Below are 16,297 nucleotides of genomic sequence, written 5' to 3'. Positions count from 1 at the left end.
GTCACGCCCCGGCAGGCTCCGGCTCCAGGAACTCCAGTCGGTTGCCCGCCGGGTCGTGGGCGTAGAAGCGGCGGTGGCCGGGGAGGTTGTCGTCCCATTCGGTGGTGACGCCGTGGGCCTCCAGGCGGGCCGCGTACTCCACGATCCCGGTGACGCGCAGGCCCGGGTGGGCCTTCTTCGCGGGGCGGAAGTCCTCCTCGATGCCCAGGTGGAGCTGGACGGGTCCGGCGGCGAACCAGCAGCCGCCGCGGGCGGCGAGCACCGGGGGCTTGGGGATCTCGGTCATGCCCAGGGCTCCGGCGTAGAAGGCGCGCAGGGCGTCCTCGGAGCCGGGCGGGGCGGCGAGCTGTACGTGGTCGACGGCGGCGAGACCGGCGGATACGGGCATCACTTCTCCTTGCGGGCGACGGCGAAGATACGGCGGAACGGGAAGACCGTGCCGTGCGGGCCCGGCGGGTAGGCCTCGCGCAGCAGGTCGCGGTATTCGGTGAGGAACGCGTCGCGGGCCTCGGGGTCGTCGGCGAGCGCGGTGAGGACGGGGCGCAGGGCGGTGCCCTTGACCCAGTCGAGGACCGCGTCGTCGCCGTGGAGGGTCTGGAGGTAGGTGGTCTCCCAGACGTCGGCGGTGCAGCCCAGGTCGCGCAGGCGGGTGAGGTAGTCGGTGGGGTCCAGGACGGCGGCGGTGCGGTCGCCGGTGCCGTGGAGGCGGGGGCGCCAGCGGTCGGACGCGCGGAGCTGGGCCAGGAGGGTGTGGCTGGGGGCGGTGAAGTTGCCGGGGACCTGGAAGGCGAGGGTGCCGCCGGGGGCGAGGGCGTCGAGCCAGCGGGGGAAGTGGTCTGCGTGGCCGGGGATCCACTGGAGCGCGGCGGTGGAGACGATCAGGCCGTACGTCTCGGTGGGCGCCCAGGTGGCGGCGTCGGCCTCGGCGAATTCGAGCAGGGGCGGGCGGGCGTGGGCGGCGGCTTCGGCGAGCATCTGCGGGGAGGTGTCGTAGCCGGTGATGCGCGCCTGCGGCCAGCGGTCGGCGAGGAGGGCGGTGACGTTGCCGGCGCCGCAGCCGAGGTCGGCGATGCGGGGTGCGGGGTGGCCGGGGAGGTCGCCGATGCGGGCCAGGAGGTCGTGGAAGGGGCGGGTGCGGTGGTCCGCGTGGCGCAGATACTGCTGCGGATCCCAGGTAGGTGTGGTCATGGGCGTCATGGAGAACAGGATCACGCCCGAAGTCTCTTGATGTCAAGACACTTGAATTCAAGAGACTTCACGTCGACAGACCCTCTACACTGATCCACATGGAGGACGAGGTCGACCGACTGGTCGCAGCATGGCGCCGAGAGCGCCCCGACCTCGACGTGGAACCACTCGAGGTGCTCAGCCGCGTCTCCCGCCTGGCACGCCACCTCGACCGGGCCCGCCGCATAGCGTTCGCCGAGCACAACCTGGAGCCGTGGGAGTTCGACGTACTCACCTCGCTGCGCCGGGCCGGCGCCCCGTACCAGCTCTCCCCCGGGCAGCTGCTGACCCAGACCCTGGTCACCTCGGGCACGATGACCAACCGTATCGACCGGCTCACCAAGAAGAACCTCGTCGAGCGGCTGCCGGACCCCAGCGACCGGCGCGGCGTCCTGGTCCGGCTGACCGCCGAGGGGCGCGACAAGGCCGACCAGTCACTGGCCGGGCTGCTCGACCAGGAGCGGGCCATCCTCGGTGAGCTGTCCCGCCGCCAGCGCGGCGAACTGGCCGGGCTGCTACGCCAGTTGACCGCCCCGTTCGACAACATCCCCGGCTAGCCGGGCCGTTACGGGCTCCGCCGGGCCGACCCCGGCCCGCCGGGCGAGCGCCACCGCCGCCAGCGTCGAGTGCACCCCGAGCTTGCCCAGCACGTTCTGCATGTGCGTACGGACCGTGTGCGGGGAGAGGAACAGCCGCTCCGCGACGGCCTTGCGGCCCAGCCCCGCCACCATGCAGCGCAGCACCTCGCGTTCGCGGGGCGTCAGGGACTCCACCAGTTGCTCGCTCTCGGTGCGGTGCTTGCGGGTGGCGGTCAGCTCCCGCAGGACCCCGGTCAGCAGGGCGGGCGGCAGATGCGTCTCGTCGCGCAGCACGCCCCGGACCACCGTGAGCAGCCGTTGCAGCGAGCAGTCCTTGGCCACCCAGCCCGAGGCTCCCGCCTGGAGCGCGCGGGCGGCGCAGTGCGGGTCGTCCTTCTCCGCGAGCACCACCGAGCGGACGGCGGGCCGGGCCGCGCGCACCCCGGCGACCAGCGCGATGCCGTCGACGGCCTCCGGGTCCTGCGGGCGGGGCGCGGGCAGCGCCGGGGCGCCGCCGGTGGCCAGGGCGCCGAGCTCGGCGTCGACCAGCATCACGTCGTACGGGCGCGCCTCGGCCGCCGCGCGCTCCAGTGCGCGCAGCGCGGCCGGGCCGCTGCCCGCCGCCGCCACGTCCACGTCCGGTTCGGCCGCGAGGGCCGCCGCGAGCGATTCGGCGAAGATGCGGTGGTCGTCGACCACCAGAACCCGGATCCGAGCCACAGAGAGACCCCCATCGGCGGGGGCGGACAGCTGCGGGTACGGCGCCTGGAACTTCCGGGTGGCCCGTGGCCAGCCTTCCGGGTGGCCCGTGGTGCTCCGACCGCCGTCGTATGCACCGCCTGCCACCCCGCTCCGGGCGCCGTACCCGACTCTCTCGCCCCCTGATTCGGCACCGGCCCCCACCGGTGCTGGGATCAGCGTACGGGTGGGGGCCGGAGGGGGAAGGCGAATCGCCGAACTGATGGCCCTGGGTGTTTAGGGTGTGGTTCATGTTCCGTCTTGAGACAGAAGTAGACAAAGAACGTCGCACTCTGCTGAGCGGGCGTCTGCGCGACGACAACACGGCGGCATCACCCGCCCTGCGCGCGCTGCTCTCCACCTCCGCCGAGCACGAAGTCCCGCTGGAGGTCTGGGCGTTGGACGAGCAGGGCGCGGTCGCCGGCGGGCTGACCGGGCGGACCTGGGCGTACTGGCTCCATGTCGACCTGCTCTGGGTCGACGCCCGCCACCGCGGCCGCGGCCTCGGTTCGCGGCTGCTCGCCGAGGCCGAGCGGGTGGCCCGCGCGGAGCGGGCCTGTACTCGCTCCCGGCTGGAGACCTGGGACTTCCAGGCCCCGGACTTCTACCGGAAGCAGGGGTACGAGGAGATCGGCCGGGTCGAGGACTACCCGCCCGGCGTCACCGAGTTCATCCTGGTCAAGCGGCTTTGAACCACTGGTGCGGGCACGCGAGTTCGACATCTCGCCGCTTTGAACCACCGCCCCGGGAAGAGCGCGTCCGACATCGAGCGGCCCTGAACAGGCGGCGCACGGCTGGCGGGTTCGGCGCCGGAGACTCGTAACAGTGCTCCTGGGACGGCGAGTTCAGCTCAGCCGGCGGGCCCCAGCCGAGGGGACGGCGAGTTCAGCTCAGTCAGCGAGCCCCCGCCGAGGGGTCGGCGGGTTCAGCTCAGCCGGCGCGCCCCCGCCGAGGGGACGGCGGGGAAGATCCCCGGGGCCGCGTGTCCCGCCCCGGCGAACGCCTTCGTGACGGCCTCGGCCACCGCGTCGGCCGCCGCCGCCTCCACCAGGACGATCGCGGAGCCGCCGAAGCCGCCGCCGGTCATCCGTGCTCCGAGCGCCCCGGCCTCCCGCGCCGCGGCGGCCGCCAGGTCCAACTCGGGGCAGGAGACCCGCAGATCGTCGCGGAGCGAGCGGTGGCCCTCGTCCAGGACCGGGCCCGCGGCGCGTACGTCACCCGCGTCGAGCAGGGCGATGACCTGCTCGACGCGGCGGTTGTCGCCGACGACATGGCGTACGTAGCGGATGACGGACTCGTCCGCCCCGGCGTCGGCGAGGGTGGTCAGCGCCGCGTCGAGGCCGTCGTAGGGGAGGTCGCGCAGGGTGGGTATGCCCAGCAGCCGGGCGCCCTCCTCGCAGCCGGCGCGCCGCTGCGCGTACGCCCCGTCGCCGAGCGCGTGCTTGACCCGGGTGTCGACGACCAGGAGCGTGAGGCCCTGGGCGGCCAGGTCGAAGGGGACCTGGCGCACGGTGAGGTCGCGGGTGTCCAGGTGCAGGGCGTGGCCCTCGGTGCAGCAGGCCGAGGCCATCTGGTCCATGATCCCGCAGGGCACGCCGACGAAGTCGTTCTCGGCGCGGCGGCCGATGACGGCCAGTTCGGGTCCGCTCAGGCCGAGGCGGAACAGGTCGTTGAGGGCGAGGGCGGTGACGGTCTCCAGGGCGGCGGAGGAGGAGAGCCCGGCGCCGGTGGGCACGGTGGAGGTCAGCGCGATGTCGGCGCCGGTCACCGGGTGGCCGGCCGCGCGCAGCGCCCAGACGACTCCGGCCGGGTAGGCGGCCCAGCCGTGGCCGGAGTGCGGGGCGAGCTCGTCGACGCGCAGGGAGACGACTCCGCCGGGCACGTCGGAGGAGTGCAGGCGCAGGACGCCGTCGGTGCGGGGCGAGACGGCGGCGCGGGCGGTGTGCGGCAGGGCGAGTGGCATGACGAAGCCGTCGTTGAAGTCGGTGTACTCGCCGATGAGGTTCACCCGTCCGGGTGCCGCCCAGACGCCGTGGGGTTCGCCCCCGTACAACGTGGTGAAGGTGGCGGCGGGGTCGGTACCGGTCGGTTCGACGGTTGCGGTCATGGGGTGGTGGACTCCTGTCGGCGGGCGAACTCCCAGGCGTCGGCGACGATTCCGGCCAGGTCGGCGCGGGAGGGCTGCCAGCCGAGGCGTTCGATGGCGGTGGCGGCGGAGGCGACGAGGACGGCCGGGTCGCCGCCGCGGCGCGGGGCGGGGGTCTCGGGGACCGGGTGGCCGGTGACCTTGCGGACGGTCTCGATGACCTCGCGTACCGAGAAGCCGTTGCCGTTGCCGAGGTTGCAGATGAGGTGCTCGCCGAGGGTGGCCGCGTCCAGGGCCAGCAGGTGGGCCTCGGCGAGGTCGGCGACGTGGATGTAGTCGCGGACGCAGGTGCCGTCGGGGGTGGGGTAGTCGTCGCCGTAGACGGAGATCGACTCCCGCCTGCCCAGGGCCACTTGGAGGACGAGCGGGATGAGGTGGGACTCGGGGGCGTGGCGTTCGCCACAACTGCCGTACGCCCCGGCCACGTTGAAGTAGCGCAGCGAGACGGCGGCCAGGCCGTGGGCGGTGGCCTCGCCGCTGATCATGTGGTCGACGGCGAGTTTGGTGGCCCCGTACGGGCTGGTGGGGGCGGTGGGGTCGGTCTCGGTGATGGGGCTGGAGACCGGTTCGCCGTAGGTGGCGGCGGTGGAGGAGAAGACGAGGGTGCGGACCCCGTGCTCGCGCATGGCGGCGAGGAGGGCGGTGGTGCCGCCGACGTTGTTGACCCAGTATTTCTCCGGGTCCACGACCGATTCGCCGACCTGGGAGTACGCGGCGAAGTGGAGGACGCCGTCGTAGGAGGGGTCCAGGTGGCGGGCGGCGTCCTGGATGCGGCCCTCGACGAAGGCGGCGCCGGCCGGGACGCCCGCGCGGAAGCCGGTGGAGAGGTCGTCCAGGACGGTCACCGTGTGCCCGGCCTCCAGCAGGTGCTGGGCGACGACGCTGCCGACGTATCCGGCACCGCCGGTGACCAGGTACTTCTTCCGGGGCTCGCTCACGGTCCGGGGCTCGCTCACGCTCTGGGAGTCGCTCACGCTCTGGGGGTCACTCACGTTCTGGCGGTCGCTCACTGGCTCGCTACCTCTCGCAGTCGCTGGGCCGCGGCCTCCGGCGGCACGTCGTTGATGAAGACACTCATGCCGGATTCGGATCCCGCGAGGAACTTCAGCTTGCCGGAGGTCCGGCGAATGGTGAAAAGCTCCAGGTGCAGGGCGAAGTCCTCCCGTCCGGGAACCCCGAACGGTGCCTGGTGCCAGGCGGAGATGTACGGGGTCGGCGGCTCGCCGGGTCCGAAGATCCGGTCGAAGCGCCTCAAGAGTTCCAGATAGACCTGTGGGAACTCTGTCCGCGCCCCCTCGTCGAGTGCGGGCAGGTCGGGGACGCGGCGGCGGGGGTGGAGGTGGACCTCGTAGGGCCAGTGGGCCGCGTACGGGACGTAGGCGATCCAGTGGTCGGTGGCGAGGACGACCCGGGTGCCGTCCTTCTCCTCGCGGGCGACCACGTCGTCGAAGAGGTTGCCCCCGGTCTCCTTGCGGTGGCGGGCGGCGGAGCGGAGCATCAGCTCGGTGCGCGGGGTGACGAAGGGGTAGCCGTAGATCTGGCCGTGCGGGTGGCCGAGGGTGACGCCGATCTCGGCGCCGCGGTTCTCGAAGCAGAAGACCTGGGTGACCTGGTCGAGCGCGGAGAGTTCGGCGGTGCGGTCGGTCCAGGCGGCGAGGACGAGGGCGGCCTGTTCCTCGGTGAGGGAGGCGAAGGACGCGTCGTGGTCGGAGGTGAAGCAGACGACCTCGCAGCGGCCCGAGTCCCCGGCGAGGGAGGGGAAGCGGTTCTCGAAGACGGCGACGTCGTAGTGGCTGTCGGGGATCTCGCTGAGGCGCCCGTCCCGGGTGGGGCAGAGCGGGCAGGCGTCGGCCGGCGGGTGGTAGGTGCGGGCCTGGCGGTGCGAGGCGACGGCCACCGCGTCGCCGAGCAGCGGATCGCGGCGGATCTCCGACGAGGTCGACACGGCATCCAGCGGGCGCCGGTCGACGGCGTCGCGGACGGTGTCGTCCGCGGAGTCGTAGTAGATCAGCTCACGGCCGTCGGCCAGGCGCGTAACCGTCTTCTTCACCAGGGTCCTCCACCCACTCCCCCAACCAACATAAACGCACATAACAAAGCACAAGCAAACACCCGAGTCAATGGTCGAGCCTCTCCCCGCACCCTCACCTGAGCCCCCATCCGAGCCCCCCACAGGATCCTCACTGCGCCATACCCGGACATTTCCCCGCACTCGATCACGATCGAACAAAGAACCCCAACGAGACTGTTCATTTAACGAACACAGAGGCGTAAGTTCCCTCGGGTTCAGTTCACGCAACGAAGCGGGTACCCCCCATGCAGACACTGGCCGAAGGGCTCCGTCTCCCCACGAACGGGCTCGACTACGCCATCCTGGCGATCTACTTCGTCGTCGTACTCGGCATCGGCTTCGCGGCCCGTGCGAGTGTGAAGACCAGCCTCGACTTCTTCCTCTCCGGACGGTCCCTGCCCGCCTGGGTGACCGGTCTCGCCTTCGTCGCGGCGAATCTCGGCGCCACCGAGATCCTCGGCATGGCGGCGACCGGCGCGCAGTACGGCGTGGCGGTGGTCCACTGGTACTGGATCGGCGCCATCCCGGCCATGGTCTTCCTCGGCCTGGTGATGATGCCGTTCTACTACCGGTCCAAGGTGCGCTCCGTACCGGAGTTCCTGCTCCAGCGGTTCGACAAATCCGCACATCTGCTCAGCTCGATACTCTTCGCCTTCGCGGCGATCCTTATCGCGGGCGTCAACCTCTACGCGCTGTCGATCGTCGTGGAGGCGCTGCTGGGCTGGCCGCAGTGGGTCGCGATCGTCGTCGCGGGCCTCTTCGTGCTGGCCTACATCACCATCGGCGGCCTCTCCTCGGCGATCTACAACGAGGTGCTCCAGTTCTTCGTCATCCTCGCCGCGCTGATCCCGATCACCGTGCTCGGCCTCAAGCGCGTCGGCGGCTGGGACGCCATGAGCGAGTCGCTGACCAAGCAGCACGGCGGCGACTTCATGACGGCGTGGGGCGGAACCGGCATCGGGGACGCCAACCCGCTGGGCGCCAACTGGCTGACGATCATCCTCGGCCTCGGCTTCGTGCTCTCCTTCGGCTACTGGACGACGAACTTCGCCGAGGTGCAGCGCGCCCTGTCCGCGAAGAACCTCTCCGCCGCCAAGCGCACCCCGCTGATCGCCGCCTTCCCGAAGATCTTCATCGTCTTCGCGGTGATGATCCCGGGTCTGGTCGCCGCCGTGATCGTGCCGCAGATCGGCACCCCGGACTCGGACCTCACGTACAACGACGCGATCCCCCTGCTGATGCAGGAGCTGCTGCCCAACGGGGTCCTCGGCATCGCGGTGACCGGTCTGCTCGCCGCGTTCATGGCGGGCATGGCGGCCAACGTGTCGTCGTTCAACACGGTGTTCACCACCGACATCTGGCAGCGGTACGTGGTGAAGGACAGGCCGGACACGTACTACCTGAAGTTCGGCCGCCTCATCACGGCGATCGGTGTGCTGGCCTCGATCGGCACGGCGTTCATCGCCGCGAGCTTCTCGAACATCATGAGCTACTTGCAGACGCTGTTCTCGTTCTTCAACGTGCCCATGTTCGTCGTCTTCATCATCGGCATGTTCTGGAAGCGGGCCTCCATGAAGTCCGGTGTCTGGGGGCTCGTCGCGGGCACCGGCGCCGCGATGGTCAACTACTTCTGGATCTACAAGGGCGGGGTCATCGACATCCCGACCGACCAGGGCGCCAACTTCGTCTCCGCGATCGTCGGCTTCGTCGCCGGTGCCGTCGTCATGGTCGTCGTCACGCTCTTCACCGCGCCGAAGCCCGACGCGGAGTTGGCAGGTCTGGTGTACGGGACCGAGTCCCCGGCCCCCGACGAGGCGCTGGAGGAGGCCGACCGGGCCTGGTACCGCAAGCCCGCGCTGCTCGGCTGGGGTGCGATCGTGCTCGCCGCCCTGTGCTACGTCCCCTACTCGTTCTGATCGGAGGAACCCACCATGTCCGACCTGCACAAGGAAGTCTCCGAGCTGGAGCGCAAGTCCGCGACCGCGGCCCGTCTCTTCGACATCCGGCGGATCATCGGCGGCCTGTTCGTGGTCTACGGGGTGATCGTCACCATCGCCGGGATCAGCCCGTCCGACGCCGACCTGAAGAAGGCCGAGGGCGTCCACATCAACCTGTGGACCGGCCTCGCGATGCTGGCGCTCGGCCTGTTCTTCCTGGTCTGGATGAAGCTCCGCCCGACGGAGACGCCGACCGCCCCCGAGCCGGGGCCGGGGCCGGGGCCGGGGTCCGGCGCGGGCTGACCCGCGGCCGGGCGTGTACGCCGCAGGGGTCGTACGTCATCCGCTGTGCCCGGGGACGTACGGCCCCTGCGGCGTACTGCCGTTGCTGCCGCCGCCGATGGCGCCGACGTGGCCCGCCGCCCGGTCCAGCAGCCCCGTACGGGCCGCGAGGGCGGCCGCCTCCAGCCGGGAGCCGACGCCCAGCTTCATCAGGACCCGCTGGACGTGCGTACGGGCGGTGCTCGGCGCGATCCGCATCCCGGCCGCGATCAGCCGGGTGTCCTCGCCCTCGGCGACCCGGACCAGCACCTCGGCCTCGCGCGGGGTCAGCATCCGGAGCAGGCGGCGGCCCTCGTCGTCGGGCTGGGCCGCCGGGTTGAGCAGCTCGGCGAAGGCGGCGCGCAGGAGCTGCGGGGCGATGGCGCTCTCCCCCGCCCGCGCCTTCAGCATGGCCCGCTCCACGCCCTCGATGCGCTCGTCGTGCCGGACGTACCCCGCCGCCCCGGCCGCGAAGGCGGCGGCGATCCCGCGCGGGCTCGGCACCGGCCCGAGGACCACCACCGCCACCTGCGGGCGCTCCCGGCCGATGCGCACGATCGGGTCGAAGACCCCCGGCGCGGCGGGCGACGCCGTACCGAAGAGGCAGACCTCCGGGGCCCTGCTGACCACCAGCTCCGCCGACCCGGACGTCGGGGCGGCCGCCGCGAGCACCCGGTGCCCGCGCAGCTTCAGCGCCGAGGCCAGTGCCTCGGCGAGCAGGCGGTGGTCGTCGACCACCATGAGCCGCACGCTCATCGATCAAGCTCCAAGTGCCCCTGTGCGCCCTGGATACCGGCCCCCGGGCTCCTGACCCGGCAAGCTACACGCTCGTTCGACCCCGTGTGTCCCTTACCGGGGAGAAGCCCCCCAGAATGCCGAATTCTGCTTCATTCAGGGGCACTTGAGGGCCACACGAGGGGCGAAAAACGATCAGCCCTGCCAGTGGGCGATCACGTGATCGACTGGCAGGGCTGTCGGGTCGGGTGGGCGATCAGTCGGTGCGGAAGCCCACCGCGAGGAAGAGCTTGTCGTCCCTCTCGCTGTCGAGGCGCTTGCTGATCAGCTGCCTCGAAAGGAAGAAGCGGCCCTCGCCGTAGAGGAGTTCGGAGTGGTCGGTGGTGAACCGGGTCTCCGCGTCCCGTACGGACCTGTCGCCCGGGTTCTCCATCAGCAGCGTCTGCTTGAAGGTCTCGCCGTCGATGGAGACGATCTGGCCGCCCTTGTCGAACGGGGGGTACTTGTACGCGATGACGTTGGTGCCGTCCATCCGGAGCGGGACCAGGGTGTAGCGCTCACCCGCGTCCGCCCGGCCGCCGAGCAGCTTGCCGGTGGCCAGGTCGAAGGCGACGACCTCGTTGGTCTTGCCGTAGTCGCTCGTGCCCTCGTGCTCCTCGGTCGGCAGGTAGAGCCGGTTGTTGCCGACGATCGCCGCCCGGCAGCTCTCGACGTCGGTGGAGGCGCAGCGCGCCGCGTACTTGTCGGCGTCGGCGGAGATCCGCACGATCAGCTTGCCGGTCGCCGCGTCGATCGAGAAGAAGTCGGAGATGCCGCTGCCGTCGTTGGCGGTGTCACCGACGTTGGCCGCGACCACCAGCGGCTTGGTGGAGACGATGGAGGCGTACTCGACACCGGCGGGCATCTGGAACGAGGAGAGCGGTGCGCCGGTCTCCGGGTTCAGCGCCTGGATGGTGAGCTGCGGGCTGTCGTACGAACCGCACTTGCGCACCACGGCGAGGGCCTCGCCACCGCCGTACCCCGTGTCGTAGCAGCGGTTGCCGTCGACCTTCGGCTTCCACAGCTCGGCGCCGTTCTCCAGCTTGAAGGCCGCGCCGCCCGAGGTGCCGCCCGCGGCGACGGTGGTCCCGCTGAGCGTGACCTCGTCGAACTGGACCGGCCGGTCGCCGCCGGTGGCGGAGGTGACGGACTTGCTCCACAGGAGCTTCCCGGCGGCCAGGTCGACCACGCCGACCTGGTTGCACGCGGGGTACTTCTTCTCCGCGTTCGGCTTGCCCTCCTTGAAGAGGATCGCCGTCCTGTGGTCCTTGGTCATGTGGCGGGAGGCGCCGCAGACCTCGCCGGCGAGCGGCACGGACCAGAGCTTGGTGCCCTTGTCCAGGTCGTGGGCGACGACCTCGCTGACGCCGGACTTCACGTACGCCTTGTCGGTGAGCCAGGAGCCCTTGACCGTGGTGACCTCGGTGACCTCGGGCTGCGGGAGCTGGAAGGCGACCTTGGAGCTGGTGTTGCCGGGCGCCTTCTCGCTGCCGCCGGCCAGGCCGCCGCCCTCGCCGCCCTTGCCTTCGCCGCCCTCGCCGCCTTCGCCGCCCTTGTCCTCGCCGCCGCCGGTGGATCCGGACGAGGAGGCCTGGTCGCCCTTGTCGTCGTCGCCCTTGGTGGAGGCGTAGACGACGGCCGCGCCGATGATCAGCACCACGGCGACGGCCGCGGCGACGATGATCTGCATCTGGGTGCTGAACTTCTTGCCGCCGCCGGCCGGGGCGCCGGGCTGCGGGGCTCCGGCCCCGTACATCGGCTGGGTCGGGTAGCCGTACCCCTGCTGCTGCGTGCCGGACTGGCCCGGGTAGCCGGGCTGAGCGGGCTGCCCCGGCTGGCCGGGGGCCGCCTGCGGGTAGCCGTAGCCGGGCTGCGGGCCCTGCGGGTAGCCGTACCCGTTGGGCTGCGGGGCCGGCGGGGTCGGGTAGCCGCCCTGCGGCGGGGGCGGCGGGGTGCCGTAACCGCCGGTGGGCGGACCTGCGGGCGCGGTGCCGTAGCCGCCGGTGGCCGGATCCGCGGGCGGGGTGCCGTAACCGCCGGTGGCCGGGCCCGCGGGCGGGGGCTGCTTGGCGAACGGGTCCGCGGGCGGCGGGGTCGGCTCGCCGAATCCGCCGGGCGGCGGGTCCTGCGGGGCACCGAATCCGCCGGAGGGCGGGCCCGAGGGCGGACCGGCGGGAGGGCCTGCCGGGGGCCCGGCGGGAGGGCCGGCCGGGGGCTGGTTCGGCGGCTGGTCGGCGGGCTGGTTCGGGGGCTCGTTGGGGGGCTGCTGCGGCGGCTGGGTCATCGCGTACGTACCTCGGGAGATGTGTGGGGGCAAAGTCGCGTCCGGCCGGGAGCCGGCTGCCTTCGGGTGCCGTCGTGAGCGGTCACTTGCTGAACACCAGCGCCGTCGCCTGCTCCATCTCGCCGTCGTCGCGGCCGCTGATGCGCTTGGGGAGGAGGTAGGAGCGGCCGTCCTGGTACACGGCGTTCCGGCTGCCGAAGAGGCTGTTCTCGATCCGGGTGGTCCCCTCCGGGTGCTGGAGCAGGACACTGGTGGTGCCGCCCGTCGGCGGGAGCGTGAGGACGGCGCCGGGCTTGTCGTACCGCGGCTCGGCGTAGAGCAGCACCTTGCCGCCCTCCATCCCGATCGGGCTCACGGTGCGCTCGGCCGGTGCGGGCGCCGTCCACTTGGGCTTGCCGGTGTTCAGGTCGAAGGCGACGACCTTGTTCGTCCGCTCGGAGCCGGTGGAGTCGGCCTTGGTGGCCATGTAGAAGGTGTTGGCGTCGGCCGCGACCCCGGAGCACCCTTCGAGCTTCTGGGCCAGGATGGCGAGCGTGCTGCCGCAGTTGGCGACGACCGTGTCGCCCTTGGCGGGGCTCATCTGGGAACGGAGCTTGCCGTTCTCGGTGAACGCCGCGATCGACCACTGCTTCTTCTGCCTGTTCTCGAGCGAGACCACGAGCGGGGTCGCCGAGTAGACCTTCTTGATCTCCCAGCCGCGCGGCGGCTGGTAGGTCCACTTGGCCTTGCCGGTGACCGGGTCCAGCTCCTGCAACTGGTGCTGCGGGTTGTCGAAGTCGTCGCTGCGGCAGTTGGCGGCGGCGAGCAGCTTCGGGCCGCCGGCGAAGGCGAAGGTCTTGCACTTGTCCGTCGGGGTGCCGAACAGCTCCTTGCCGTCGCTGACCCGGTAGGCGCTGGAGTAGCTGTTCCGCCCGGCGGTGACCGTGTTCCCGCTGATCGCGAGGCCGATGTCGGACATCAGGTCCCAGGCGCCGTTCTTCTTGACCTCCGACTTCCAGCCGGCCTTGCCGGTGTTGAGGTCGACCATCTGCATCACGGAGCAGGTGGACCGGTCCGTCGTACCGTTCTGGATGCCGATGACGATCTTGCCGTCGGGGCTGAGCGAGTTGGGGGTGGCGCAGATGTCGGTGGGGAACGCGACGGACCACTTCTTCTTGCCGTCGGCGACCGAGTAGCCGGAGAGCCCGCGGTACATGGCCGTGACCATCGTGTCGCCGACGAACCAGGGGCCGTATATCTCGGCGCCGTTGCGCGGCAGGTCGACGTCGTTCTTCTGGAGCCAGGCGACCTTGGCCTCGCCCGGCTTGCGCCCGGCGTTGAGGTCGTCGGTCCCCGCCTCGCGGCCGCCGCCGGTGCCGTCGCCCTCGTCGACCGTGGGGGACGCGTCGGGCGTCTCGGGTGCCTCGGGCGCCTTGGCGTCCTCACTCGGGCCCGCGATCGGCTTCTTGGGGTCGTCGCCGCTGTCGCTCACCACGTACCAGGCGCCCGCGCCGACGAGCAGGACGACGGAGACGGCCGCCGCGGCGAGGATGCCGGTCTTGCCCTTGAAGGGCCCGGAGCCTCCGGGTCCGCCGGGGGCGGGGGCGGGGGCTCCGGGGTACTGCTGCTGCGGGTAGCCGTAGCCGGGCTGGGCGGGCTGCCCGTAAGGACCGGGGGCCGGCTGGCCGTAGGGGCCGGGCTGCTGACCGTACGGGCCGGGGGGCTGCTGACCGTACGCGCCGGGGGCCTGTCCGGGGGCCTGTCCCGGTGCCTGTCCGGGGGCCGCCTGGCCCGGTGCCTGGCCCGGTGCCTGGGGGTAGCCGTAGCCCGGCTGGGCCGGGGGCGCCTGCGGGTAGCCGTACGCCGGGTCTCCCGGGGGCGGCGTCTGCGGCGGGCCGGCCGGGGGCTGCGGCGGCTGGGCGGGCGGGGCCTGCGGCGGGACCGGTGGCTGCTGAGGAGTCCCCTGCGGCGGCTCCTGCGGAGCCCCGAAGCCCCCCTGCGGCGGTTGCTGGCTGGGCGGCTGGCTCATCAGCGCGTCCCCCTTCGTGCGGGCCGGTGCCCGATCCGGTCTCCCCCGCGATTCCGAGAGGGGTTCAATTCCCCTCGGAAAGGAGCGAATCGGGCATGGCTTCCGCGGTGTTACGACAGTCGGGCGGGGCTTCTTTGTACCACCCGCCCGCCATCGGGCACCGGATCGGTCCGCCCCCTGTTCCCAAGGGAGAACCGCGCCGTGATGCCCCCGTTACGACCAGCGGGACATGACGGTCAGTCACCGGGTGCGGGCGTCGCCACGGCCGCCTTCTCCCGCTCGTCATCACCCCCGCCGACGGACGACCGCACGAGCACCGTGTGTCCGCCCCGGAGCAGGCGGTCCGCGCGGCGGTGACGTACCCCCGGGCAGGGCCTCAGGCGTCCTCGGCCAGCTCCAGCCAGCGCATCTCCAGCTCGTCGCGCTCGGTGACGAGTTCGCGGAGCTCGGCGTCGAGCTTGGCCACCTTCTCGAAGTCGGTGGCGTTGTCCGCGATCTGCTTGTGGAGCGCGGTCTCCCGGGTCGAGATCTTGTCGAGCTGCCGCTCGACCTTCTGGAGCTCCTTCTTCGCGGCGCGGGCCTCCTGCGCGGAGACGGCCGGGGCCGCCGGGGCGGCGGAGGTGCCGCGCGCGGGGGCGGGGGCGGCGGAGGGGGTGGCCTCCTCCTCCATCCGCTGCCTGCGCTCCAGGTACTCGTCGATGCCGCGCGGCAGCATCCGCAGCGCGCGGTCGCCGAGGAGGGCCATCACGCGGTCGGTGGTGCGCTCGATGAAGAACCGGTCGTGGGAGATGACGATCATCGATCCGGGCCAGCTGTCGAGGAGGTCCTCCAGCTGGGTGAGGGTCTCGATGTCCAGGTCGTTGGTGGGCTCGTCGAGGAAGAGGACGTTGGGCTCGTCCATCAGCAGCCGCAGGATCTGGAGCCGGCGGCGCTCACCGCCGGAGAGGTCGCCGACGGGCGTCCACTGCTTCTCCTTGGTGAAGCCGAACTGCTCGCAGAGCTGGCCGGCCGTCATCTCGCGGCCCTTGCCGAGGTCGACCCGGTCGCGCACCTGCTGGACGGCCTCCAGGACCCGGAGGTTCGGGTTGAGCTCGGAGACCTCCTGGGAGAGGTAGGCGAGCTTGACGGTCTTGCCGACGACGATCTTCCCGGCGGCGGGCTGGGTGTCGCCCTGCGTACGGGCGGCCTCGGCCAGGGCGCGCAGCAGCGAGGTCTTGCCCGCGCCGTTGACGCCGACCAGGCCGACGCGGTCGCCGGGGCCGAGCTGCCAGGTGAGGTGGGTGAGCAGGGTCTTGGGCCCGGCCTGGACGGTCACGTCCTCCAGGTCGAAGACGGTCTTGCCGAGGCGGGCGTTGGCGAACTTCATCAGCTCGCTGGTGTCGCGCGGGGGCGGCACGTCGGCGATGAGCTCGTTGGCGGCCTCGATGCGGTAGCGCGGCTTGGAGGTGCGGGCGGGGGCGCCGCGGCGCAGCCAGGCCAGCTCCTTGCGCATGAGGTTCTGCCGCTTGGACTCCTCGGTGGCGGCGATCCGCTCGCGCTCGGCACGGGCGAAGACGTAGTCGCTGTAGCCGCCCTCGTACTCGTGGACGGTGCCGCGCTGGACGTCCCACATGCGGGTGCAGACCTGGTCCAGGAACCACCGGTCGTGGGTGACGCAGACGAGCGCCGAGCGCCGGGTACGCAGGTGGCCCGCGAGCCAGGAGATGCCTTCGACGTCCAGGTGGTTGGTGGGCTCGTCGAGGACGATCAGGTCCTGCTCGTCGATGAGGAGCTTCGCCAGGGCGATCCGGCGGCGCTCGCCGCCGGAGAGCGGGGCGATGACGGTGTCGAGCCCGTGCTCGAAGCCGGGGAGGGCGAGGCTGCCGAAGAGGCCGGTGAGCACGTCCCGGATCTTGGCGCTGCCCGCCCACTCGTGGTCGGCGAGATCGCCGATGACCTCCTGGCGGATGGTCGCCTTCGGGTCCAGGGAGTCGTGCTGGGTGAGGACGCCGAGACGCAGCCCGCCGTTGTGGGTGACGCGGCCGGTGTCCGCCTCCTCCAGCTTGGCGAGCATCCGGATGAGGGTCGTCTTGCCGTCGCCGTTGCGGCCCACGACACCGATCCGGTCGCCCTCGGACACCCCGAGGGATACACCGTCGAGCAGGGCACGGGTGCCGTACACCTTGCTGACCTGCTCGACATTGACCAGATTGACGGCCATTTCACTCCTGCCT

The 16,297-nt window shown here is 71.8% G+C and carries 14 protein-coding genes; 4 read left to right on the top strand and 10 right to left on the bottom strand.

Going from position 1 to position 16,297, the window contains the following annotated elements:
* Position 1 precedes the first annotated feature (1 nt).
* Both AB0917_RS03520 and AB0917_RS03515 read right to left on the bottom strand, forming a co-directional pair.
* Positions 2 to 388: a VOC family protein gene (locus AB0917_RS03520; protein ID WP_366817780.1), complete on the bottom strand. Its 387-nt coding sequence runs from the start codon at positions 386 to 388 to the stop codon at positions 2 to 4.
* Positions 388 to 1,188, bottom strand: coding sequence for a trans-aconitate 2-methyltransferase (locus tag AB0917_RS03515; protein ID WP_366817779.1), 801 nt, complete (start codon positions 1,186 to 1,188; stop codon positions 388 to 390). The genes AB0917_RS03520 and AB0917_RS03515 overlap by 1 nt, the downstream gene beginning before the upstream one ends.
* Positions 1,189 to 1,286: 98 nt before the next feature.
* Between AB0917_RS03515 and AB0917_RS03510 the strand changes: the two genes are divergently transcribed.
* Entirely contained in the window at positions 1,287 to 1,784 is a 498-nt protein-coding gene (locus AB0917_RS03510) for a MarR family transcriptional regulator (RefSeq protein WP_093685794.1), read from the top strand.
* Here AB0917_RS03510 and AB0917_RS03505 read toward each other — a convergent pair.
* On the bottom strand, positions 1,743 to 2,525 hold the full coding sequence (locus tag AB0917_RS03505; protein ID WP_366817778.1) for a response regulator transcription factor: 783 nt from the start codon (positions 2,523 to 2,525) through the stop codon (positions 1,743 to 1,745). The genes AB0917_RS03510 and AB0917_RS03505 overlap by 42 nt on opposite strands.
* Positions 2,526 to 2,794: 269 nt before the next feature.
* Here AB0917_RS03505 and AB0917_RS03500 point away from each other — a divergent pair, with 269 nt between their 5' ends.
* The gene (locus AB0917_RS03500) at positions 2,795 to 3,235 is read left to right on the top strand and encodes a GNAT family N-acetyltransferase (protein ID WP_366817777.1); all 441 of its coding nucleotides are present in this window, start codon (positions 2,795 to 2,797) and stop codon (positions 3,233 to 3,235) included.
* Between the two features lie 233 nt (positions 3,236 to 3,468).
* Here AB0917_RS03500 and galK read toward each other — a convergent pair whose 3' ends face one another.
* From galK to galT, 3 genes are all read right to left on the bottom strand, one after another.
* On the bottom strand, positions 3,469 to 4,650 hold the full coding sequence (gene galK / locus AB0917_RS03495) for a galactokinase (RefSeq protein WP_366817776.1): 1,182 nt from the start codon (positions 4,648 to 4,650) through the stop codon (positions 3,469 to 3,471).
* Entirely contained in the window at positions 4,647 to 5,627 is a 981-nt protein-coding gene (gene galE, locus AB0917_RS03490; protein ID WP_366817840.1) for a UDP-glucose 4-epimerase GalE, read from the bottom strand. The genes galK and galE overlap by 4 nt, the downstream gene beginning before the upstream one ends.
* A 68-nt stretch (positions 5,628 to 5,695) precedes the next feature.
* Complete coding sequence (gene galT / locus AB0917_RS03485) at positions 5,696 to 6,739, bottom strand: galactose-1-phosphate uridylyltransferase (RefSeq protein ID WP_366817775.1); 1,044 nt, start codon at positions 6,737 to 6,739, stop codon at positions 5,696 to 5,698.
* Between the two features lie 266 nt (positions 6,740 to 7,005).
* On the opposite strand from galT, the gene AB0917_RS03480 reads away from it, so the two are divergent.
* Positions 7,006 to 8,676, top strand: coding sequence for a sodium:solute symporter family protein (locus AB0917_RS03480; RefSeq protein ID WP_366817774.1), 1,671 nt, complete (start codon positions 7,006 to 7,008; stop codon positions 8,674 to 8,676).
* A 15-nt stretch (positions 8,677 to 8,691) separates the two neighbouring features.
* Positions 8,692 to 9,000, top strand: a complete 309-nt coding sequence (locus AB0917_RS03475; RefSeq protein ID WP_366817773.1) for a hypothetical protein — start codon at positions 8,692 to 8,694, stop codon at positions 8,998 to 9,000.
* A gap of 36 nt (positions 9,001 to 9,036) precedes the next feature.
* Here the strand turns inward: AB0917_RS03475 and AB0917_RS03470 are convergent, their stop codons facing one another.
* The 4 genes from AB0917_RS03470 to AB0917_RS03455 all read right to left on the bottom strand — a co-directional run bounded on the left by AB0917_RS03470 (position 9,037) and on the right by AB0917_RS03455 (position 16,284).
* Positions 9,037 to 9,774: a LuxR C-terminal-related transcriptional regulator gene (locus AB0917_RS03470; protein WP_366817772.1), complete on the bottom strand. Its 738-nt coding sequence runs from the start codon at positions 9,772 to 9,774 to the stop codon at positions 9,037 to 9,039.
* Positions 9,775 to 10,009: 235 nt separating this feature from the next.
* A complete protein-coding gene (locus AB0917_RS03465; RefSeq protein WP_366817771.1) occupies positions 10,010 to 12,076 on the bottom strand; it encodes a PQQ-binding-like beta-propeller repeat protein in 2,067 nt (688 codons plus the stop codon).
* Positions 12,077 to 12,158: 82 nt separating this feature from the next.
* Positions 12,159 to 14,084, bottom strand: coding sequence for a PQQ-binding-like beta-propeller repeat protein (locus AB0917_RS03460; protein ID WP_366817770.1), 1,926 nt, complete (start codon positions 14,082 to 14,084; stop codon positions 12,159 to 12,161).
* 376 nt (positions 14,085 to 14,460) lie between these two features.
* Positions 14,461 to 16,284, bottom strand: coding sequence for an ABC-F family ATP-binding cassette domain-containing protein (locus AB0917_RS03455; protein ID WP_366817769.1), 1,824 nt, complete (start codon positions 16,282 to 16,284; stop codon positions 14,461 to 14,463).
* Between the last annotated feature and the right edge of the window lie 13 nt (positions 16,285 to 16,297).

This window comes from Streptomyces sp. NPDC007346 (assembly GCF_040703535.1).
Taxonomy (GTDB): Bacteria; Actinomycetota; Actinomycetes; order Streptomycetales; family Streptomycetaceae; genus Streptomyces.
This window is presented reverse-complemented; position numbering and strand designations above follow the sequence as displayed.